Here is a 20,279-nt window from a genome sequence, read left to right as displayed (position 1 = left end):
CTCGCTTTGCCTGTGAGCGAAGCGCAATCTCTGTGGGTGCTGGCTGCTGGCGTGGGGTTATCAGAACACCCGCTGATCCTTCTCATCCAGCTGCTGGTCAACCAGCGCCCGGCCATGGGCCAGGGACACGTGCTGGGCGTTCTCCAGGTCGGCGAAGAATTTCATCGGCATCGATAGTCGCCTGCTGCTGTGGCCGGCAGGGTCGGTGATCACGCAGCCTGCAGCATAGGGCAGGGGAGAGTCGGGGTGGGGCATCACGCTGGCGGTGATGGTGTGGTCGCGGTATTCACAGTGAAGGGTTTGCATCGTCCTTACCTCGCTGTGGCTTGGAACAGGCGTTACTTCCATATACCACAGCGAGGGGCCGGGAGTTCCCGGCCCGACGAGCGCGACCGGTGGGTATCAGCCCTTGAGTTCGGTCGGCTGGATGACCTCGACCCAGTAGCCGTCCGGGTCCTTGACGAAGGCCAGGTGGTTCATGCGGCCATCCTGCAGGCGCTTCTGGAACGGGACGTCCAGCGCCTCGAAGCGGGCGCAGGCAACACGTACGTCCGGTACCGAAATGCAGATGTGGCCGAAGCCGCGCGGGTCGGTGTTGCCATTGTGGTAGGCGAACTCGGGGTCGTTCTCGGTGCCGTGGTTGTGGGTCAGCTCGAGTACGCCGGGGATCGATTTCATCCACTGATGGCGCTCGGCGTCATCGGCAGGAATCTGCGCCGGGTCGACCAGGGCCAGGAAATACAGGCTGAAAGCCGCTTCCGGGAAGTCGCGCTTGTCCACCAGGCGAAAGCCCAGCACGCGGGTGTAGAAGTCCAGGGACTTCTCGATGTCCTTGACCCGCAGCATGGTGTGGTTGAACACGAATTGGGCGGTGGCGGTGTCTGGTTGGGCGGTCACGCCGGGGAGGGTTTGCAGATCGTGCAGGCTCATGGGTACTCCGGAATCAGGGCCTTGAATAGGTTTGCCATGATACGGAAGTCAACCAGCAGCGCAAATGAAAGCGCCCCGCACGAGTGCGGGGCGCCGGAATTAGAGGCCCGCATGTGCGGGCGCGTGATGGGGTCGCTAGTCCTTTAGCTGGTTCGATACTGAGCCTGCGGGTGTGAAAAAAGTGTGAAGCAGGTGTCGAGGTTTCATCAGCGCACCCAACTTTCCACCGTCTGCGCCCCGTACTGTTCCTTCCAGGCTTTCAGCCCGCGGTGGTTGCCGCCTTTGGTCTCGATCCGCTCGCCGGTATGGGGGTTCGCGTAGACCTTCACCACCCGCGGGCGGCGTTGCTGCTTGACCGCGGCCGGGGCGCGGGTCACGGCTTTCGGGTCGAGAATGGCGATGATATCGCGCAGGCTCTTGTCATAGCTTTTCATCAGGCCGACTAGTTTCTGCTCGAATTCGATTTCGCGTTTAAGGCCGGCATCCTTTTTCAGCGCTTCCAGTTGTGCCATCTGTTCCTTGAGCGCTTTTTCGGCAGCACGAAACTCTGCAAGTCTGGACACTGTCTTCACTCCTGTAAGTCTGCCGTGGCGGGACGTGACGAACATGAAACCAGACTGAACGCCGGCCACGTGGATGGGTAAAGCTGTTCGCTAAGCGAGAGTGTAGTAGTCGCTTGCGAGTGGGTAAACAGCAAACTTTCTATCAATTACTCGGGAACTTTGCCGATTTTTTACGCGTTATTCGAAAAGACCCGGCCAACCACCTTAGACCATGGTCCCATGGCTTAGGCTAGAGCCTTTGGCGGAAAATTATGGATGATGGTCGAAGTGTATTCGTTCATCGCGTAGTGCCGGTGCAGATGACTGCCCGGATGGTTTTTCGTCTTTCTTCTGGATGTTCCTTCGCATGTTTGCCCCTTTCCCCCTCGCCCCCGGGCGCCGAGTTGCCGGCTTGTTCTTCCTGTGTGCCGGTGTCAACGCCCAGGCCGCCGGTTTTCTTGAAGACAGCAGTGCCAAGGTCGAAGCACGCAATGTCTATTTCAACCGGGACTTCCGTGACGGCCACACCAGTTCCAAGCAAGGCGCGTCGAAGCGCGAAGAGTGGGCGCAGGGCTTTATTCTCAATGTTCAGTCCGGTTATACCCAGGGACCGGTCGGGTTCGGCGTGGATGCGCTGGGGATGATTGGTTTCAAGCTCGACTCCAGTCCCGCCGACAGCAATAGCGGCCTGTTGCCGTCGTCCGGGCACGACCCGCGCCATTCCGCCGACCAGTACGCCAAGATGGGCATCGCCGGCAAGGTGAAGGTGTCCAACACGGTATTCAAGTACGGTTCGATGATGCCGGACGTGCCGCTGCTCAAGTACAACGACGGGCGCCTGCTGCCGACCATGTTCCATGGCGCCTGGTTGACCTCCGAGGAAGTGCGCGACCTCAAGTTCACCCTGGCACGCCTGAACCAGTACACCGCGCGGGACTCCACCGACCGCCAGGACATCCGCGTGCACTGCAAGAACAAGCGCTATGCCTGCGATATCGAGGCCGATCATTTCGACCTGGCCGGCGTCGACTACCGCTTCAACGACCGCGTCAGCGCGCAGTACCAGGTGTCCAAGCTGGAAAACATCTACCGCCAGCACTTCCTCGGGCTGGTCGCCAGCCAGCCGCTGGAAGTCGGCACGCTGTCGGCGGACCTGCGGGTGATCAAGAGCGACGACATCGGCAATGCCCGTGCCGGGCGCATCGACCACCGCGCCTTCAGCGGCATGCTTGGCTACAGCCTGGGTGGGCACAAGCTCAGCGCCGGCTGGCAGCGCATGTACGGCGACAGCGCCATGCCGTACCTCGACGGCACCAACCCCTACCTGGTCAACTATGCCCAGGTCAACGACTTCGCCGCCGCCCAGGAGCGCTCCTGGCAGGTGCGCTACGACTACGATTTCAAGGCTCTGGGCGTACCCGGCCTGACCTTCTTCACCCGCTACATCAATGGCGACAATGTGAAGGTCCCTGGCAGCAACGCCGAAGGCAAGGAATGGGAACGCGACAGCGAGCTGAAGTACCAGGTGCAGAGCGGCACCTTCAAGGACGTCAGCGTGCGCCTGCGCAACTCCACCTACCGCAGCAACTACGAGAAGTGGGCGCGTGACATGGACGAAACCCGGGTCATTGTCAGCTACAACTTCTCGATCCTCTGACCCGTTTTGCCAAACGACCGGTGGTCGGTCGACAATGACCACCGGCAACCAGGCAGGGCAGGCGATGAAACAGCTTCTACTGATCGGCATCGGACCGGGCGATCCTCGCCAGGTCACCTACGAGGCGGTGGAGGCGCTGCGGCGCGCCACGGTGTTCTTCGTGCTCGACAAGGGCAGCGACAAGGACGACCTGGTGCGCCTGCGCCGGGCCATCCTCGAGCGCTACCTGCCCGAGGGCAGTTACCGCCTGGTGCAGGTCGAGGACCCGCGCCGGGACGGCCAGGCGCCGGATTATGTCGGCGCCGTGCAGGACTGGCACGCCCAGCGCGCCGCATTGTACGCCCGGCTGATCGAGGATGAGCTGGGCAGCGATGATGTCGGCGCGTTCCTGCTTTGGGGCGAGCCGGCGTTGTACGACAGCACCCTGCGTATTCTCGACCTGGTCCGCGAACGCGGCCTGACGCTGGCCTTGCAGGTGATTCCCGGCATCAGCAGCATCCAGGCGCTGGCCGCCCGTCACCAGATCCCGCTCAACCGTATCGGCGAGCCGCTGACCGTGCTGCCGGGGCGACGCCTGGGCGAACAGACGCGGATCGACAATGTGCTGGTGATGCTCGATGGCCAGTGCGCGTTCGCCGCCCTGGATGATCCGCAACTGGTGATCTACTGGGGCGCCTACCTGGGCACGCCGGACGAGCTGCTGGTGAGCGGGCCGTTGCAGGCGGTGAAGGGGCGCATCCTCCAGTTGCGCGATGAGGCGCGGCGGCGCAAGGGGTGGATCATGGATACCTATCTGTTGCGCAGGGAGGGGTAGTGGTTGGTGACTGGCGGGAGAGTTGCAGCGCCTGTGAGATCAAGCGCTGTAGATCCATCGTCAGACCCATCAAGGCCGCTGTGGCAACACCGAACTGCCAAAGCTGTTGCCCATGCGCGTCGAGGTCGCTGCCGGTGTCGCCAAGCCCATCTGGTTTGGTGCCCTGCGTTGCATCTGCCTGACCGGGTCGAGCTGATCGCGCAGGCCCTTGGCGGCGCGCGGATCGGCCCCTTGCAGCTGTCGGGTCAGACAATCGTAGGCCAGTGCCCGCGATTGCCCGACCTGCACGTCGATGCAGCCCTTGGACGGTTCGGCCAGCGCCGGCAGGGCGCAGGCCAGCAGCAGCGGCAAAGTGATCAGCGACAGTCGAATCATGATGCTTCTCCGTGCAGTCATTCCTAGGGTCTGTATGAAAAGCCTTGATACTCGGTGATGCTGCGTTGAAAACAGCCTCGGAATGCTCATTTACAACCCGTAAAGTCGAGCGCGACTCCGACCGTTCCTCGGCTGTTTTCGCCTTGCCTGACCTTCGTCTCAAGACTTTTCATACAGACCCTGCGCCAGTCTATTCGCTGCCGGCAGGGGACGGGGTGAAGCTTTGATTGCCGAGGCCTGTCACCACAGCGTCATACACAGGCCCCAGGATGACGTTTCCCCCGGCGACGGCGGCCAGCAAGGAGGCCAGATCTCCCGTGCGTGCATTGCTTGTGGCCGGCGCGCTGATACTGGCCTGGCTGGTGGCGGCGCCAGGGGCGCGTGGCCAGTCGTTACTGACCTTCGACCTACCGGCGCAGGCGCTGGACCGGGCGCTGGACAGCTTCGGCCGGCAGAGTGGCCTGGCGGTGCTGGTCGACCAGGCGTTGCTCGCCGGCCAGCGCTCCAGCTCGCTGCGCGGCCGCTACACGCCGCGCGAGGGTTTGCAGCGCTTGTTGCAAGGTACCGGTCTGCAGGCGCGCCACGGCAGCGGTGGATTCACCCTGCAACCGTTGCGCCTGCGCACAACGCCCGGGCGTGGTCGGAGTGAAGGCCCGGCGTCGGGCAGTTATGCGGTGGCATTGCAACTCGCGGTCGAGCGCGCCCTGTGCGCTTGGCCGTCGACCCGCCCGGGCAGCTACCGGGCGGCCGTGCAGGTCTGGATCGATGCCAGCGGGCAGCTGGTGCAGAGCCGGCTGCTGGCCTCCACGGGCGACTTTGCCCGCGATGCCGCGCTGGTCGAGCGGCTACGGGCGGTGCGCCTGGAGCAGGCGCCGCCGACTTCACTGGCACAGCCGCTGACCCTGTTGCTGCGCCCGGAACCTATGGATTGCCCTCTTTCGCAAGGAGCTGCGGCGGCATGAACAAACCTCGGGACAGTGCGCTGGTCAAGCTGTTTCTGACCTCCTACGACACCTTCAGGGTCCGCCTGAGGCGCCGGCTCGGCTCGGATGACCTGGCCAACGATGTGCTGCAGGAAACCTACCTGCGGGTGGATCGCATGGACGCCGCGCACGACCTGCACAAGCCTGGTGCCTACCTGTACCGCATGGCCTTGAACGTTGCCGCCGACCGCCGCGAGGCCGATGCCCGGCTGCTCACCGGCGCCGAGATCGAAACGCTGCTGCAGGTGGCCGAGGACCAGGACCCGGCCCGCATCGTCGGCGGCCAGCGCGAGATCCAGAGCCTGCTGGGCGCGCTCTACGAACTGCCAGCCCGACGTCGGCGGATCTTCATCGCCGCGCGGCTGGAAGAGGCCTCGCACCAGGAAATCTCCCAGCGTTTCGGCATTTCCACACGCACCGTGGAAAAGGAACTCAAGGCGGCGCTGGGGCATTGCGCGATGCGTCTGGACAGAAAAGTGTTTCAGCGCTTCGGTCCCGGCGCGGGAAAACCGTCTTGAACGATAGTCGACCTCTTCATGTGAGCACCATGCCCCAGATTCCGCCCGATCCCGACTTGCAGCGCCAGGCCCAGGGCTGGCTGTTGCGGCTGACCTCCGGCCAGGCCACCCAGGCCGATGCCCGGGCCCTGCACCAGTGGTGCGCGCGCAGCCCGGCGCACGCCGAGGCGTTCGCCCAGGCGCGTCAGCTCTGGTGTTTGCTCGGGCCAGCGGCGCAGCAAGCCAGCCAGGCGCCATCGGCGCCGCTGCTCGGGCGCCGGGCGTTGTTGGGCGGGGCGCTGGCCGCGTCACTGGCGGTGGTTGCCTGGCGTGGCGGCTGGCTGGACGAGGCCATGGCGCCGCCTGCGGCGTTCGCCACCCAGGTGGATGAGCAGCAGCGGGTCGAACTGGCGCCTGGCATCGAACTGGAGCTGAATGTACGCACACGCGTCAGCCGCGAGGCACAGGGTATCGCCCTGCTGGCAGGCGAAATCGAAGTGCAGGCCCGCCAGCCCATGCAGGTGCGGGCGCAGGAAGGGGTGATCAGTACCGAGCAGGCCCGATTCAATGTGCGCGAGGACGACGACAGCGTATGCGTCACCTGCCTGAGTGGCGAGCTGCGCATCTTTGCCCAGGGCCGGCTCGAGGCGCTGCCGGCCGGCCGCCAGTTGCGTTATGGCGCGCAAGGCGTCGGCGTGCCCGAGGCCTTCGACATTGGCCAGGTGACGGCCTGGCGCGAGCGCATGCTGGTGTTCCGTGATGCACCATTGACCCAGGTAATCGACGAGATCAACCGCTACCGCCCCGGGCGCCTGGTACTGCTCAACCCATCACTGGGGCGCCGCAGGGTGCAGGCGCGGTTCAGTTTCGATCAGTTGCGCCAGGCCGCCGAACTGATCCGTGTCGCCTATGGCGCGCGCTGCCTGGAACTGCCCGGCGGGGTGGTGCTGGTCAGTTGAATGGCCCCAGCACCTGGCGGTAGTGTTCCTCGCCCTGGGGACCGCGCCGGTTCAGGCGCACCTCGAGCCCGATGGGATTGTCGTCGGCCTCGCTGGCCGGGGAGCGCCAGCCGCCCTTGGCCTGCCAGGTGCGCAGGCTGAATGCGCTGACGTTGTCCAGCACCGCCACCGCGGCTTTCGGCGCGGGCAATGGGAAGCCTTCGCGCAGTGGCGCGGCGGCGCGGTACAAGGTGCTGCCGCGCACATACCAACGCACCCGCTGCAGGCCGCTGCCAGACACGGCACCGGCGCGCACCAGCTCCAGGCGCTCGGCGCGGACACGCATGGCGGGCAGCAAGGGCTTGCCCGACGGCTCGTGGCCGGGCAAGACCGGCTCGACCAGTTCCACCGTGGCACGCAAGGCCAGGTCGCGCTCCAACTGCTGCAGCACACGCATCACCGCCTGATGGTCATCGCTGGCCTGGCGCAGGTGCTGGTCGGCGCGGCTGACGCTGTCCAGGCCACGCCAGGCGATCAGGCTGACCACCGCCATCAGCAGGATGGCGATCATCACTTCGATCAGGGTAAAACCGCGTTGGCCGGTCATGGAGGGCTCACCCGCACCTGCCCGGCGGCGTTGCGCGCCAGTTCCAGCCGCAGCGTGCCGCTGTGCAGGCGCAGGGTCAGGGGGGCGCCGATCCACTCGCCATCGAGCCATACCGCGCCACGGGGCTCGGCCTGCACCTTCACCGTCTCGGCCTGCCAGCGGCGCGGCTTGAGTGGTCCCTCCGCCAGCACCTGGCCATCGGCGCGCACGAAGCGGTAGCCGTCGCGGTCGCTCTGCCAGCGCAGCGGCTGACCGTCGGCCTGGGCTTCGCTTTGCGCCAGCTCCAGCAAGCGCGCCAGGCGCTCGCCATCTGCGCGCAACTGCTTGCCCGGATCGGGGCGGATGTTCAGGCTGATGGCGGCGCTGGCGATGCCGACAATCACCAACACCACCATCAGTTCTATCAGGGTGAAACCACGTTGTCCGTTCACGGGGCGCTCCTTGTCCTGGCAAGGCAGCTTGCCCGAGCAAGATGATCGGCGTGTGAAACAAAACCGTGAGAATCACCCGGTATGCTTGGGCGCAGGCACACAAGGAGCGCGTGACCATGCGTATCGTTCGTCCCAACTTGTCACTCGGGCTGTTGTTGCAGGCGCTGGGGCTACTGGTCGCGATGGCCGGGCTGGCGACCTGGGGGCAACTGTTGTGGCCGCCAGCGGCGAGTCAGGCCACGGCCCGGGCTGCCGACACCCCGGTAGTAGCCGAAACAGCGGCCGGGCGATGGTTTGCCGATATTCCCCAGCAGGTGCAGATCCAGGTCAGCGGGGTGATGGCCGGCAGCCAAGGCGCCGTGGCCATCGTCAGCCTCGACGGCGGCCCGGCACGCGCCGTGCGCAGTGGCGAGGAGCTGGCTCGCGGGGTGCGCCTGATGGCTATCGAGGGTCGCGGCCTGGTGATCGAGCGCGGCGGCCAGCGCAGCCGCGTCGAGGTGCCGGTATTGGCCCAGACGGCGTTTCCGGGCGAGGCGCCTCAGCCCTCGGCGAACTGACGCAGGCGCTCGCCGTCGAGACGATAGCGGATCCACTCGTCCTGTGGCTCGGCGCCCAGAGACTGGTAGAAACCGATGGCCGGCTCGTTCCAGTCCAGCACGCTCCACTCCAGGCGCCCACAGCCGTTTTCCACCGCCTCCCGGGCGATATGCCGCAGCAGCTTGCGCCCCGCGCCGTCACCGCGTTGCTGCGGGGTGACGTAGAGATCCTCGAGGTAGATACCGTTGCGCCCCAGCCAGGTGGAGTAGCTGTAGAAATACACGGCGAACCCGATGGCCTGGCCGTCGCGCTCGCAAATCAGGCTACGCACCGTGCTGCCTGCGTCGAACAGGCTGTGCTCGATGTCGGCGAGGGACGCCACCACTTCGTGGCGGGCGCGCTCGTAGTCGGCCAGCTCGGTGATGAAGGCCAGGATCTGGGCGGCGTCGGCCAGCACTGCGGGGCGGATGGTCACGGACATGATGGCGCTTCCTTGTACGGGATAGGGTGCGAAGGCTTCAGTAGTGTCAGGTAGGATGAGGGAAGACCGCCAGGTGTCTGGCGGAAGATTTGCCGCAGCTTTGCTGCGACGATGGCATGGAGGCACGCAATTGAGTGAAACAGAAATGTGTATTTATTCAATTTTGCGTAACTGTACCGGTCATTTCCTACAAGCCTCCGCTACCGTGGCATTTCGATAATCAGAAAAGCCGGAAACTGCCGCCATGCTTGCCTCGCTTGATCTGCTCAGCGCGTTCGTCCTGTTCGCCTTCGTCTCTTCCATTACCCCCGGTCCGAACAACACCATGCTGCTGGCCTCGGGGGTCAATTTTGGCGTGCGCCGCACGATTCCCCACGCGCTGGGTATCAGCGTCGGCTTCATGGTGATGGTGCTGGCGGTTGGTCTTGGGCTTGGCGAGGTGTTCAAGGCCTGGCCCCCGTTGTACAGCATCCTGCGCTACGCGGGCGCGGCCTACCTGTTGTACCTGGCCTGGAAGATTGCCACCTCAGGGCCGATGTCCGGCGACACCAATGGCAGCCGCAAACCGCTCGGATTCTGGGGAGCCGCGGCGTTCCAGTGGGTCAACCCGAAGGCCTGGGTGATGGCGATCGGGGCGATCACCACCTACACCCCGGCCCAGGGCTACGTGTTCAACGTGATCGTCATCGCCACGGTGTTCGCCCTGGTGAACCTGCCCAGCGTCGGCATCTGGGTGATGTTCGGCAGTGCCTTGCGCAACCTGCTGCGCAATCCGCGCGCGGTGGTGCTGTTCAATGTCCTGATGGCCGTGCTGCTGGTGATTTCACTGTATCCGTTGCTGTTTGTAGAATCGGTGTTTTCCTAGAGCCGATGAGTGCAGTCGATGGAGTTGATTCCCTGGTCCCATGAATGCGCCGAAGGTTTCACCCTGCGCGGATGGCGCACCCCCGCCAGTGGCAGGCCGCTGCTGCATTTCCTGCATGGCAATGGCTTCTGCAGCCTGGCCTACCAGCCCATGCTGATGCGTCTGGGCGAACATTTCGACCTGTGGCTGAGCGATGTCCAGGGCCATGGCGACAGCGACCATGGTGGCGTGTTCCTTGGCTGGAACCGCACCGCAGCGCTGGTGGTGGAGGCCTTCGAGGCCGGCCGCGGCGACTATGGCGACGTGCCGCGCTTTGCCTTGGGCCACAGTTTCGGTGGCGTGCTCACTGGCTTGATCCTGGCTGCCGAGCCGCAGTTGTTCCAGCGTGCGGTGCTGCTGGATCCGGTCCTGTTCAGCCGGCGCATGATCGGGGTGATGGGCGCCGCCGCCATGGTTGGCCTGCATCGGCGTCATGCCCTGGCGCGCAAGGCGGCCACCCGCCGCAGTCATTGGCCCGACCGTGAGGCGGCCCAGGCCTCGCTGCAAGGGCGCGGTATCTTCAAGGGCTGGACCGATGCGGCCTTGCAGGCCTATGTGGAGCATGCCATCGGCGATTGCGGGGAGGGAGTGGTGCTCAAGTGCCGGCCCAGCCGTGAGGTGGAGATCTTCAGCTCGTTCCCTGAGCGCATGTGGCAGCAACTGAGCCGTATCCACACGCCGACGCGGATCCTGTACGGCGAGCACACCTATCCGTTCGTGCCGCACTCGGTGCAGCGCCTGGTGGCGCTCAATGGCCAGGTGAGCGCGCAGCAGGTAGCGGGTGGGCACTGCTTCATGCAGGAAGATCCGATAACGGCCACAGAGCAGGTGGTGGCATTCTTGCAACATTGAAAGTGGTCCGCTCGGAGGGTTGATCTGCTGTCTATTTTGCGACGATCAAAAGCCTGTTCGCGAGCGAACGACAATCTCAGATTCCGTACTCTGGCGCTCCCCCCATCGGATGGAGCCCAGCATGAACCAGGCGGTCAGCCCAGATCCCCAGCACACCCTCGAGCAAATCCGCGCCAGGCGCCGCCAGCGCCTGCTGCGCTTCGGCCTGGCCGGGGGCCTGGGGTTGCTGGTGGCGGCTTATGGCGCCTACTGGTGGCTCGACGGGCGTTTCCTGGAACAGACCGACGACGCCTACGTGCGCGCCGACTGGGCGCCAATCAGTGCCCGGGTCAGTGGCTACGTGGCCGAGGTGGCGGTGGCGGACAACGCCACGGTCAAGGCCGGCGACCTGTTGGTACGCCTGGACGAGCGCGATTTTCGCGACCGCCTGCGCAAGGCTGAGGCGCATCTGGCGGTCAGCGAGGCTGCGTTGCAGGTGCAGCGCATGCGTCTGCGCGCATTTGCCGCCGAGCAGGATGAACAGGTCCACGCCATCGCCCGTGCCGACGCCGAACGCGGTGGTAGCCGTGGTGAGGCGCAGCGGGCCGAGGCCGACTGGCAGCGTTACCAGCACCTGGCCCAGTGGCAGGCGGCAAGCGTGCAACGCATGGAGCAGGCCCGCGCCACTCGTATCCAGGCCCAGGCCATGCAGCGCGCTGCCGATGCCGAGCTGGCGCGCCAGCACGCGCGCAAGGCCATGCTCGAGCAACAGGGCAGGCAACTGGAGGCGCAACTGCTGCAGCGTCAGGCCGACCTCGATCAGGCCCGTGCCGAGGCCGACCTGGCACGCAGCGCCTTGGCCGATACCGAGATCCGCGCGCCCTTCGATGGCGTGGTCGGCCAGCGCAAGGTGCGCCAGCAGCAATACGTTACCCCCGGCCTGCCGCTGCTGGCGGTGGTGCCGGTGGCGCAGGCGTACGTGGTGGCCAACTTCAAGGAAACCCAGCTGGCGCAGATGCGCCCCGGCCAGCCGGTGACGCTTGAGGTTGACACCTTCGGCCAGCACTGGCGCGGCACGGTGGACAGCGTATCTCCAGGCTCCGGCGCGGTGTTCGCGCTGCTGCCACCGGACAACGCCACCGGCAATTTCACCAAGATCGTCCAGCGCTTTCCGGTGCGCATCCACCTCGATCCGCAGGGCGAGGACAGCCCACGGCTGCTGCCCGGCATGTCGGTGATCGCCACCGTCGACACCCGGCAGGCCCGCCATGAGCGCTGAGGACAAGGTCTCCCTGCGCGCCTGGGTGGCGGTGATCGGCGGCCTGTTCGGCTGTTTCATGGCTGGCATGAACGTCCATGTCACCAGCGCCGCTCTGCCTGAGATCGAGGGGGCGCTGGGGGCGAGCTTCGAGGAAGGGTCGTGGATCTCGACCGCGTACCTGGTCGCCGAGATCAGCATGATTCCGCTGACTGCCTGGCTGGTGCAGGTGTTCTCCTTGCGCCGGGTAATGCTGGTGGGCTCAGCGGTGTTCCTGGTCAGCTCGGTGAGCTGCGCCCTGGCCGGCAGCCTGGAGGCGATGATCAGCCTGAGGGTGATCCAGGGCGCCTCGGGCGCGGTGCTGATCCCGCTGTCGATGCAACTGATCATCACCGAGCTGCCGGCCAGCCGCCTGGCGCTGGGCATGGCGCTGTTCAGCCTGTCCAACAGCGTGGCCCAGGCCGCCGGGCCGTCGATCGGCGGCTGGCTCACCGACATGTACTCCTGGCGCTGGATCTTCCTGCTGCAGTTGCCGCCGGGGGTGGCGCTGCTGGCGGCGGTGGCCTGGTCGATCAAGGGCCAGGCCGGAGACCGCGGCGCTTTGCGCCAGGCCGACTGGCTGGGCATCGTGGCCATGGCGCTGGGGTTGGGGGCATTGCAGGTGGTGCTGGAGGAGGGGGGGCGCAAGGACTGGTTCGAGTCCCGCTTCATCGTCGGCTTCAGCCTCGTCGCAGTGATCGCCCTGGCGCTGTTCATCCAGCGTCAGTTGTGGGGCGCGCGGCCGTTCATCAACCTGCGGCTGCTGGGCAGCTACAACTTCGGCGTGTCGAGCCTGGCCATGGCGGTGTTCGGCGCGGCCACCTTCGGCCTGGTGTTCCTGGTGCCCAACTACCTGTCGCTGGTACAGGGCTACAGTGCCAGCGAGATCGGCAAGAGCCTGATCGCCTACGGCATGGTCCAGCTACTGCTGGCGCCGCTGCTGCCCCGGCTGATGCGCTGGCTCAACGCCAAGCTGCTGGTGGCCAGCGGCTTCGCCATCATGGCCCTGGGCTGTTGGCTGGGGTCGACGCTGACAGTGGACTCGGGCAGTAATGTGATCATCCCATCGACCGTGGTGCGCGGCATCGGCCAGCCGCTGATCATGGTGGCGCTGTCGGTCCTGGCGGTGAAAGGCTTGGACAAGGCCCAGGCCGGCTCGGCCTCGGCGCTGATCTCGATGCTGCGCAACCTCGGCGGCGCGCTGGGCACGGCGTTGCTGACGCAACTGGTGTCGCAGCGCGAGCGCTTTCATTCGGTGCGGGTCGGCGAAGGGCTGACGCTGTTCGACGGCGCGCTGCAACAGCGCCTGCCGGGCGGAATGGTCGACCCGCAGTCGCCACAGGTCATGCAGACGCTGGCGTTGATCGACCAGAGCGTGCGCGAGCAGGCGTACCTGATGGCCTATTCGGATGCGTTCTACCTGTCGTGCGTGGCGCTGCTGGCCTGCGCCGCGGCGTCACTGCTGCTGCGCAGCCGCTGAGCTTTACGGCTGGCGTTCGGCCACGGCGCGCAGGGTGCGCAGGGTGACCATCGGCGCATCCACCACGAAACGGTTGGCCAGCCAACCCGGCACATCACCGGCCGGGTCGGCACGCAGCTGGTAGGTGACTTCGGTCTCGCGCTCGCCCAAGGGACGCATGGTCCATTCGCCGCTGAGGCGGCGCACGCGGATCAGCCCGGGCTCGGTCGGTACCCGCCCAGGCTCGGCGCTCAGATGGCGGATCAAGGTGTCGTCGTCCAGGCGCTCGGTGCGCACCTTGAGCACCATGTCTCTGGGCTTGGCTGGCCAGGGCAGGGCGGTGGTCAGGTAGACCCAGGTGGTATCGCCGTCTACTTCCAGCAGGCGCATGTCGGCGCAGGCGTACAGCCATTTGCAGGCCACGCGCAGGTTTTCCTGCAGGTCGCTCAGGGTACGGACACTGGCCTTGATCCGGGTGACGCCGCGAAACTGCTGGTAGGCCGAACCGCTGACGCTGGCCAGGTAGACGTCGATGCCATCTTCCTGGTGCGCGAGTTGCCAATCGTCTGCCCACGGCAACGCGCCCGGCAGCAGGAGCAGCAGGACAAGAAGAAGGCGATGGAAGGTCATGGCGGGAAGCCGGAAGAGGATTGTCCGCTCAGTATGGCTCAAGACTGCAGGAGCGGCGGGCTGCCGCTCCTGCAAGGTCATCAACGCTGCGGGTTGAGCGTCAGGTGCACGTGACGGTTGACGTCCTTGTACAGCAGGTAGCTGAACGGGCCTGGGCCGCCGGAGTAGCAAGCTTGCGGGCAGAAGGCGCGCAGCCACATGAAGTCACCGGCCTCGACCTCGACCCAGTCCTGGTTCAGGCGGTACACCGCCTTGCCTTCCAGGACGTACAGGCCGTGTTCCATGACGTGGGTCTCGGCGAACGGGATCACGCCGCCGGGCTGGAAGGTCACGATGTTCACGTGCATGTCGTGGCGCATGTCGGTCATGTCGACGAAACGGGTGGTCTTCCAGGCGCCATCGGTGCCCGGCATCTCGATGACGGTGGCGTTGTCGCGGTGGGTGACGAACGACTCGGGAACCGGCAGACCCTCGACCTTCTGGTAGTGCTTGCGCAGCCAGTGGAAGGTGACGTTGGCCTTGCTGTTGTTGCGCAGGCTCCAGTCGGCGCCGGGGGCGAGGAAGGCATAGCCGCCCGGCACGAGGGTATGTTGCTTGCCTTCGACGGTGACGTCGATCTCGCCTTCGACCACGAACAGCACCGCTTCGGCGTTCGGGTCCAGTTCAGGGCGCTCGCTGCCGCCTTCGGGGGCGACTTCGACGATGTACTGCGAGAAGGTCTCGGCGAAACCGGTCAGCGGGCGGGCGATGACCCACATGCGCATCTTGTCCCAGAACGGCAGGTGGCTGGTGACGATGTCACGCATCACGCCCTTGGGGATGACGGCATAGGCTTCGGTGAACATGGCACGGTCAGTCAGCAGCTCGGTCTGAGCCGGATGCCCACCGTGGGGGGCGAAGTAGGAGGATTTCGACATGAACGGTCTCGACTTTGTTGTTCTCTCCCCATGCCTTGGACCACACCGGCCGGTGCGTGCAGGGGATGCCGGGACAGCATAGGGGGCGGGTGCTGTCATCCACAAATTAAATGTTGAAATACTCGGTATCCATTTGCTGAATGATGTGTGTAGGAAAATGCCTGGAAATCGTGGCATCGACATTTTTTTCACATCACCTTGCTAGCATCGCCCGCACTTTCCAGGAGCCGATTTGATGATCCATGTGCTACGCAAACGCGGTGTTCGCCTCGCCCTGGCGGTCACCACGGGCCTGGTGGCCTGTAGCGTGGGCTTTTTCGCCTGGCAGAGCTTCTACCCGGTGCAGGCCGCCGAGGGCTGGAACGTGCAGGTGCTGCACAACTCGGTGACCCGGGCCGCTTCGCTGCTGCCTCAGGACGACGGCAGCCTGCTGGTCAGTCGCGAGCTGAACGGCGGCAAGGGCAGCATCCTGCGCATTACTGCCGAGGGGGACCGGATGGTAGTGCTCGAAGGCCTGTCCAAGCCGGACGGCATGGTCGCTGTCGACGGTGGCTGGGCGTTCAGCCAGGAGGTCGGCGGGGCACCGGTCAGCGTGTCGCGCGATGGCCAGGTCAGTCAGCTGTTCGACGGCAACAACGTGCAGGGGTTGTACAACGATGGCCAGCACCTTTACGCCATCGAGGACCGCAAGGGGGATGGCCGGTTGATGCGATATGACTGGCAGAGCGGCGAGCTCGACGTGTTGCGCTCAGGGCTTACCGAAACCGAGGGCCTGACCCGTTGCGCCGACGGGCGTCTGCTGTATACCGAAAAGGCCGCCGGCAAGATTCGTGCGCTGAGCGAAGGCGGGAATGACCCGGTGGTGATCGAAGGTCTGCGCAACCCGACCTTCCTGCTCTGCGACCAGCGCGGGCTGTGGATTAGCGAGGATTCGACCCATCGTGCGCGGCTGTTGCGTATCGATGGTGATGGTACGCGCCACACGGTTCTCAGCTACCTGAAGGCGCCGCAGGCCATCGTCCCGGATGGCAAGGGTGGATACCTGCTCGCCGAGGGCGGCCGCGACCGGGTGCTGCGCCTGACGCCACCGGCCAAGGCCAAGACTGCGCAGGCCGAAGCCTTGCCACGTGGGCCTGAAGCCTGAGTCATACCCTTTACAGCTTTTGTAATAGTTTTGCGCTATCAGAGAATTCTGCTTCGATTGTAGGATCGTCGTCCCTAATTGTTATCAAGGTCCCTATGAGCACCTTCGCGGAGCCCCCCAGTCCCTGGCCATCCCGGCCTTCCTTCCCCCGTCCTCGTGACGCATCCCCTGTGAGTACCCGCTAATGGAATGGCTAGCCGACCCTACGGCCTGGCTAGGCCTGTTGACGCTTATCGTCCTCGAACTGGTGCTGGGTATCGACAACCTGGTGTTCATCGCCATCCTTGCCGACAAGCTGCCGCCGCACCAGCGCGACCGCGCCCGGGTGATCGGCTTGTCGCTGGCGCTGATCATGCGCCTTGGCCTGCTGGCCAGCATCTCGTGGATGGTGACCCTTACCGCGCCGCTGATCGAGGTGTTCGGTAAGACCTTCTCCGGCCGTGACCTGATCATGCTGTTCGGTGGTGTGTTCCTGTTGTTCAAGGCCACCATGGAACTGCACGAACGCCTCGAGGGCCATGTTGCCCAAAGCGGCGGCGTGACCCGCCATGCCGCGTTCTGGCCGATCGTGGCGCAGATCGTCGTGCTGGATGCGGTGTTCTCGCTGGATGCGGTGATCACCGCCGTGGGCATGGTCGAGCACTTGTCGGTGATGATGATCGCGGTGATCTTCTCCATCGGCATCATGATCGTCGCCAGCAAGCCGTTGACCCGTTTCGTCAACGCCCATCCGACAGTGATCATGCTGTGCCTGGGCTTCCTGATGATGATCGGCTTCAGCCTCACCGCCGAAGGCCTGGGCTTCCATATCCCCAAAGGCTATCTGTATGCGGCCATCGGCTTCTCGTTGCTGATCGAGCTGTTCAACCAGCTGGCCCGTGCCCGCCGCAAACGCAGTGTGCAGCAGCACCGGCCGCTGCGTGAACGCACCGCCCATGCCGTGCTGCGCCTGATGGGCGGGCGCCGGGTGGAGGCTGACGAGGTGGGCGAGGAAATCGCCGACCTGGTCGAGGGTGGCGAAGAACAGGTGGTGTTCGACCGCCGTGAGCGGGTGATGATCAGCGGTGTGCTGAATCTGGCCGAGCGGCCGATCCGCACGGTGATGACGGCCCGCGCCAAGGTCGATGCCATCGACCTGTCGCAGCCGGGCGAAGCCATCACCCAGGCGCTGGTCAACTCGCCGTACTCGCGCCTGCCGTTGATCCGTGACGGCCACATCGAGGAGCCGCTGGGCTTCGTGCACAAAAAGGAGCTGCTCAAGGAGCTGCTGTCCGGCAGCCAGCCCGACCTGGAAGCCCTGGCCCGTGCGCCGCTGAACCTGCTGGAGAGCTTCAGCATCCTTAACGCCCTGGAGCAGATGCGCGGGCAGTCGACGCACATCGCCTTCGTGGTCAACGAGTTCGGTGATTTCATCGGTGTGTTGACCATGACCGATATTCTCGAGTCGATTGCCGGCGAACTGCCGGACGCAAGCGAGGTGGAGGGGCCAGGTGTGATCGAGGAGGCGGACGGTTTTGTGGTCAGCGGTGCCTTGAACCTGGCCCAGGTCCAGGCGCGCACCGGCTTTGCCGCCCGTGCCACCGAGGACTACCAGACCCTGGCGGGCCTGGTGATGAGCTTGCTGGACCGCTTGCCGGTGGTGGGTGATCACCTGGCCTGGAATGGCTGGAGCATGACCGTGGTGGCGGTGGAGGAGCGCCGGGTCCGCCAGGTACGCCTTACACCGAACGCCGACGCTGGCGCAGCAGGTGCTTGAAGCCCTCAAGCACCAGTACCAGCACGGCGGCCCAGATTGGCAGGTAGGTGAGCCACTGGTCGGGGCCGATGGTCTCACCCAGTAGCAGGGCCACGCCTACCAGCAACACCGGCTCGACGTAGCTGAGCAGGCCGAACAGGCTGAACGGTAGCAGGCGGCTGGCCAGCACGTAGGCGATCAGGGCGCAGGCGCTGATCGCCCCGAGCAGCGGGATCAGGCCGTACAAGCCTGGATGCTCGGCCAGATCGGTTGCCGACAGCGGGCCCTGGATGACGAAGTACAGGGCCCAGGGCAGTAACAGGCACATGTCGCACCACAGGCCGCCCAGGTGGTCGGTGCGGCAACGCCGCCGCAGGACGAAGTAGATCGGGTAGCCGATCATCACCAGCAGGGTTTCCCAGGCAAAACTGCCGTGCTGGTACAGCTCGTGGCCAACCCCCAGCGCGGCAAAGCTCACCGCGACCTTCTGCAGGCGCGACAGGCGCTCGCCATAGACCACGCGCCCGGTCAGCACCATGGCCAACGGCAACAGGAAGTAGCCCATCGATACCTCCAGGCTGCGTCCGTGCAGCGGCGCCCAGAGGAACAGCCACAACTGCACGCCCATCAACCACGAGGTGCCGACCATGCCGAGCAACAGCAACGGCGTGCGGCGCACCCGGACGAGCAGCTCGCCGACCCGCTTCCAGTCCCTGGATGCCAGCATGAACAGCGTCAGGCAGGGCAGGGTCAGCAGGGTCCGCCAGCCGAAGATCTCCTCGCCGTCCAGGGGCTTGAGGAAGGAAGTATAGAAATACATCACGGCGAACAGACAGGACGCCATGACCGACGAAATAATGCCTTTTGACACGAGTGCCTCGGAAAACGGGAAGTGAGCGGGTGGATCAGCCGCGCATGATCTCAGGGGCACTGTCTTGCGGCAACTGCGGGCTACCCGGGCGGGCGGCCAGGGCCAGCAGCAGCTCGCTGGCGGGCATGGGGCGGGCGAACAGGTAACCCTGCTGGAAGTCCACGCCATGGCGAGCCAGGTAGTCGCGCTGCACTTCGGTTTCCACGCCTTCGGCGACGATGCCCAGGGCCAGCTTGGCCGACAGTTCGATGATGGTGTCGAGAATGTGCTGCGACAGGGCGTCACCGCCGATCATCGCGACGAAACTCTGGTCGATCTTCAGGTAGTCGACGTTGAACTGGCGCAGGTAATTGAGGCTGGATTGGCCTGTGCCGAAGTCGTCCAGGGCGATCATAACGCCCATGGCGTGCAATTTCTCGAACAGGTCAAGGGTTACCGGAGTGGGTTCGATCAGCTTGCGCTCGGTCAGTTCCAGGGTCAGTACCACCCGCCCGGGGGGGAAGTGCTGGAGGAAGGTCTGGCAGTCGTCGAGCAGGCCCAGGTCGCGGCAGTGGTCGGCGGTGATGTTGATGCCGATGTGAAAACCGTCTTCGAGCAACGCCGCATGCGGTGCCAGGGCCTGGGCCGTGTGCAGCATCAAGCCGCGGGTCATGGCGACGATCTGGCCGCTGTGCTCGGCGTAGGGGATGAACAGGTCGGGGCGCACCAGCCCTTCGCGGGGGTGCTGCCAGCGCATCAGCACTTCGACCCCGGCCCAGCGGTAATCGCCCTTGCGCACCACTGGCTGGAAGTAGGGCAGGAACTCGTCGGCCTCCAATGCCCTGGCCAGTTCGGCGCGGGGCGAGCTGGCGCGGCGGATCTGCCAGCGACAGGCGCCTCCGGCCACCGCCCCAAGCACCAGCAGCAGGCTCAACAGCGCAGGATAGCGTGAACGCATCAGCTCGCCGGGCTTGTCGGGGCCAAAGCCGCCGTGCACGCTGAACGGGTAGTGTGTGGAAGAGAACGTCACCGGCGCGCTGGCTGCAACCGGCGGCGTGCCGGCCCGCACCCGGCCGTCGGCGCCCATCCAGTGGTTGCCGACCTGTACTTGCAACTGGCCGTCCTTACCGATCAGGCGCAGGGCCGTGAGCAGGTGGCGGCCATCGACCGTGGCGATCGCCCCCTTGTCACCCTGGCTGGCGCGGTAGGCCAGCAGCGGTTGGCCTGGTGTGACGGAGTTGCCGTCCATCAGCCACAACTGACCGTCGGTATAGTTGCTGGCGTCGACCGGCTCGTCGAAATCACCAAACAACGAGGTGCAGTACAGGGTGTCACGATCGAACAGGTTGGTGGAACGCACGAAAGCATTGCGCGTGACTTCTATGCGCAACGCCAATTGCGCCTGTTCGCAGGGCTGGCCGGCCTTGGGCAGCAGGTGCCGTGCCGTGCTGGACAAGCTGTCGAGTACCGCCTCTATATGGACCACCACTTCGCGAGCCGTGACGCGACTGTCGGCGTTCAGCTCCTGTTCGATCTGCCAGCGCGTCAACGCCAGCCCGCACAGTAGCGGCAAGACACTGATCAGCCAGGGCAGCAGCGCGCGCCAGCTCCAGCGGGCAGGGCGTTTGGTGTTCAAGGGCATGCGCGGGTGGACCTTCTGCAAGGCGGTAGGTGATGCAGAGAATAGCCGTTTGTCGGAACAACCTGCGAACTAAAGCGC

General features: G+C 65.2%; 23 protein-coding genes. 12 read left to right on the top strand and 11 right to left on the bottom strand.

Annotated elements, in window-relative coordinates; all coding sequences use genetic code 11:
* Window positions 1–60: 60 nt before the first annotated feature.
* The 3 genes from ACVWY1_RS01520 to ACVWY1_RS01510 form a co-directional block, all read right to left on the bottom strand.
* The gene (locus tag ACVWY1_RS01520; protein WP_046855428.1) at window positions 61–306 is read right to left on the bottom strand and encodes a hypothetical protein; all 246 of its coding nucleotides are present in this window, start codon (window positions 304–306) and stop codon (window positions 61–63) included.
* Between the two features lie 96 nt (window positions 307–402).
* A complete protein-coding gene (gene gloA / locus ACVWY1_RS01515; protein ID WP_023630254.1) occupies window positions 403–930 on the bottom strand; it encodes a lactoylglutathione lyase in 528 nt (175 codons plus the stop codon).
* A 206-nt stretch (window positions 931–1,136) separates the two neighbouring features.
* Window positions 1,137–1,493 carry a histone-like nucleoid-structuring protein, MvaT/MvaU family gene (locus ACVWY1_RS01510; RefSeq protein ID WP_046855429.1) on the bottom strand — a complete coding sequence of 119 codons (357 nt, stop codon included), beginning with the start codon at window positions 1,491–1,493 and terminating at the stop codon, window positions 1,137–1,139.
* A gap of 346 nt (window positions 1,494–1,839) precedes the next feature.
* Between ACVWY1_RS01510 and ACVWY1_RS01505 the strand changes: the two genes are divergently transcribed.
* Window positions 1,840–3,129, top strand: a complete 1,290-nt coding sequence (locus ACVWY1_RS01505) for an OprD family porin (protein ID WP_139671330.1) — start codon at window positions 1,840–1,842, stop codon at window positions 3,127–3,129.
* Window positions 3,130–3,193: 64 nt separating this feature from the next.
* Entirely contained in the window at window positions 3,194–3,943 is a 750-nt protein-coding gene (gene cobF / locus ACVWY1_RS01500) for a precorrin-6A synthase (deacetylating) (RefSeq protein WP_457377682.1), read from the top strand.
* A 69-nt stretch (window positions 3,944–4,012) separates the two neighbouring features.
* Here the strand turns inward: cobF and ACVWY1_RS01495 are convergent, their stop codons facing one another.
* Complete coding sequence (locus ACVWY1_RS01495) at window positions 4,013–4,318, bottom strand: hypothetical protein (protein WP_139671325.1); 306 nt, start codon at window positions 4,316–4,318, stop codon at window positions 4,013–4,015.
* A gap of 317 nt (window positions 4,319–4,635) precedes the next feature.
* Between ACVWY1_RS01495 and ACVWY1_RS01490 the strand changes: the two genes are divergently transcribed.
* The 3 genes from ACVWY1_RS01490 to ACVWY1_RS01480 are packed head-to-tail and all read left to right on the top strand — an operon-like array spanning window position 4,636 to window position 6,757.
* Complete coding sequence (locus tag ACVWY1_RS01490) at window positions 4,636–5,280, top strand: secretin and TonB N-terminal domain-containing protein (RefSeq protein ID WP_457377681.1); 645 nt, start codon at window positions 4,636–4,638, stop codon at window positions 5,278–5,280.
* On the top strand, window positions 5,277–5,819 hold the full coding sequence (locus ACVWY1_RS01485) for an RNA polymerase sigma factor (RefSeq protein WP_102683893.1): 543 nt from the start codon (window positions 5,277–5,279) through the stop codon (window positions 5,817–5,819). Before ACVWY1_RS01490 ends, ACVWY1_RS01485 begins: the two co-directional genes overlap by 4 nt.
* Window positions 5,820–5,848: 29 nt before the next feature.
* Entirely contained in the window at window positions 5,849–6,757 is a 909-nt protein-coding gene (locus tag ACVWY1_RS01480; protein ID WP_214501729.1) for a FecR family protein, read from the top strand.
* On the opposite strand, the gene ACVWY1_RS01475 is transcribed toward ACVWY1_RS01480, so the two are convergent.
* Together ACVWY1_RS01475 and ACVWY1_RS01470 are read right to left on the bottom strand one after the other, a co-directional pair.
* Complete coding sequence (locus ACVWY1_RS01475) at window positions 6,750–7,343, bottom strand: type II secretion system protein GspJ (protein WP_457377680.1); 594 nt, start codon at window positions 7,341–7,343, stop codon at window positions 6,750–6,752. The genes ACVWY1_RS01480 and ACVWY1_RS01475 overlap by 8 nt on opposite strands.
* Window positions 7,340–7,774, bottom strand: coding sequence for a GspH/FimT family pseudopilin (locus ACVWY1_RS01470; RefSeq protein WP_457377679.1), 435 nt, complete (start codon window positions 7,772–7,774; stop codon window positions 7,340–7,342). Before ACVWY1_RS01470 ends, ACVWY1_RS01475 begins: the two co-directional genes overlap by 4 nt.
* A gap of 116 nt (window positions 7,775–7,890) precedes the next feature.
* Here ACVWY1_RS01470 and ACVWY1_RS01465 point away from each other — a divergent pair, with 116 nt between their 5' ends.
* Window positions 7,891–8,331, top strand: a complete 441-nt coding sequence (locus tag ACVWY1_RS01465; protein WP_457377678.1) for a type II secretion system protein N — start codon at window positions 7,891–7,893, stop codon at window positions 8,329–8,331.
* Here the strand turns inward: ACVWY1_RS01465 and ACVWY1_RS01460 are convergent.
* Entirely contained in the window at window positions 8,313–8,792 is a 480-nt protein-coding gene (locus tag ACVWY1_RS01460; protein ID WP_139671307.1) for a GNAT family N-acetyltransferase, read from the bottom strand. The two genes, ACVWY1_RS01465 and ACVWY1_RS01460, sit on opposite strands and share 19 nt — an antisense overlap.
* A 244-nt stretch (window positions 8,793–9,036) precedes the next feature.
* On the opposite strand from ACVWY1_RS01460, the gene ACVWY1_RS01455 reads away from it, so the two are divergent.
* From ACVWY1_RS01455 to ACVWY1_RS01440, 4 genes are all read left to right on the top strand, one after another.
* Window positions 9,037–9,657 carry a LysE family translocator gene (locus tag ACVWY1_RS01455; protein ID WP_277504381.1) on the top strand — a complete coding sequence of 207 codons (621 nt, stop codon included), beginning with the start codon at window positions 9,037–9,039 and terminating at the stop codon, window positions 9,655–9,657.
* Between the two features lie 18 nt (window positions 9,658–9,675).
* Complete coding sequence (locus ACVWY1_RS01450; protein ID WP_277504379.1) at window positions 9,676–10,548, top strand: alpha/beta fold hydrolase; 873 nt, start codon at window positions 9,676–9,678, stop codon at window positions 10,546–10,548.
* A gap of 121 nt (window positions 10,549–10,669) precedes the next feature.
* A complete protein-coding gene (locus ACVWY1_RS01445; protein ID WP_258600774.1) occupies window positions 10,670–11,806 on the top strand; it encodes an HlyD family secretion protein in 1,137 nt (378 codons plus the stop codon).
* Window positions 11,796–13,304, top strand: coding sequence for an MDR family MFS transporter (locus ACVWY1_RS01440; protein WP_139671295.1), 1,509 nt, complete (start codon window positions 11,796–11,798; stop codon window positions 13,302–13,304). Before ACVWY1_RS01445 ends, ACVWY1_RS01440 begins: the two co-directional genes overlap by 11 nt.
* Before the next feature lie 3 nt (window positions 13,305–13,307).
* On the opposite strand, the gene ACVWY1_RS01435 is transcribed toward ACVWY1_RS01440, so the two are convergent.
* Together ACVWY1_RS01435 and ACVWY1_RS01430 are read right to left on the bottom strand one after the other, a co-directional pair.
* Window positions 13,308–13,913: an START domain-containing protein gene (locus ACVWY1_RS01435; RefSeq protein ID WP_102683900.1), complete on the bottom strand. Its 606-nt coding sequence runs from the start codon at window positions 13,911–13,913 to the stop codon at window positions 13,308–13,310.
* An 80-nt stretch (window positions 13,914–13,993) separates the two neighbouring features.
* A complete protein-coding gene (locus ACVWY1_RS01430; protein WP_457377677.1) occupies window positions 13,994–14,830 on the bottom strand; it encodes a bifunctional allantoicase/(S)-ureidoglycine aminohydrolase in 837 nt (278 codons plus the stop codon).
* A 235-nt stretch (window positions 14,831–15,065) separates the two neighbouring features.
* Here ACVWY1_RS01430 and ACVWY1_RS01425 point away from each other — a divergent pair, with 235 nt between their 5' ends.
* Complete coding sequence (locus tag ACVWY1_RS01425; protein ID WP_457377676.1) at window positions 15,066–15,974, top strand: hypothetical protein; 909 nt, start codon at window positions 15,066–15,068, stop codon at window positions 15,972–15,974.
* 184 nt (window positions 15,975–16,158) lie between these two features.
* Complete coding sequence (locus ACVWY1_RS01420; protein ID WP_139671285.1) at window positions 16,159–17,730, top strand: TerC family protein; 1,572 nt, start codon at window positions 16,159–16,161, stop codon at window positions 17,728–17,730.
* Here ACVWY1_RS01420 and rarD read toward each other — a convergent pair.
* Window positions 17,693–18,580: an EamA family transporter RarD gene (gene rarD / locus ACVWY1_RS01415; RefSeq protein ID WP_139671282.1), complete on the bottom strand. Its 888-nt coding sequence runs from the start codon at window positions 18,578–18,580 to the stop codon at window positions 17,693–17,695. The genes ACVWY1_RS01420 and rarD overlap by 38 nt on opposite strands.
* Window positions 18,581–18,614: 34 nt before the next feature.
* Window positions 18,615–20,201 (bottom strand): EAL domain-containing protein, encoded by a 1,587-nt coding sequence (locus ACVWY1_RS01410; protein WP_277504370.1) that lies wholly within the window; start codon window positions 20,199–20,201, stop codon window positions 18,615–18,617.
* Between the last annotated feature and the right edge of the window lie 78 nt (window positions 20,202–20,279).

Source organism: Pseudomonas sp. TE6288, assembly GCF_054062095.1.
The sequence above is the reverse complement of the archived record's forward strand: the minus strand, read 5'-3'. Positions and strand labels throughout refer to the sequence as shown.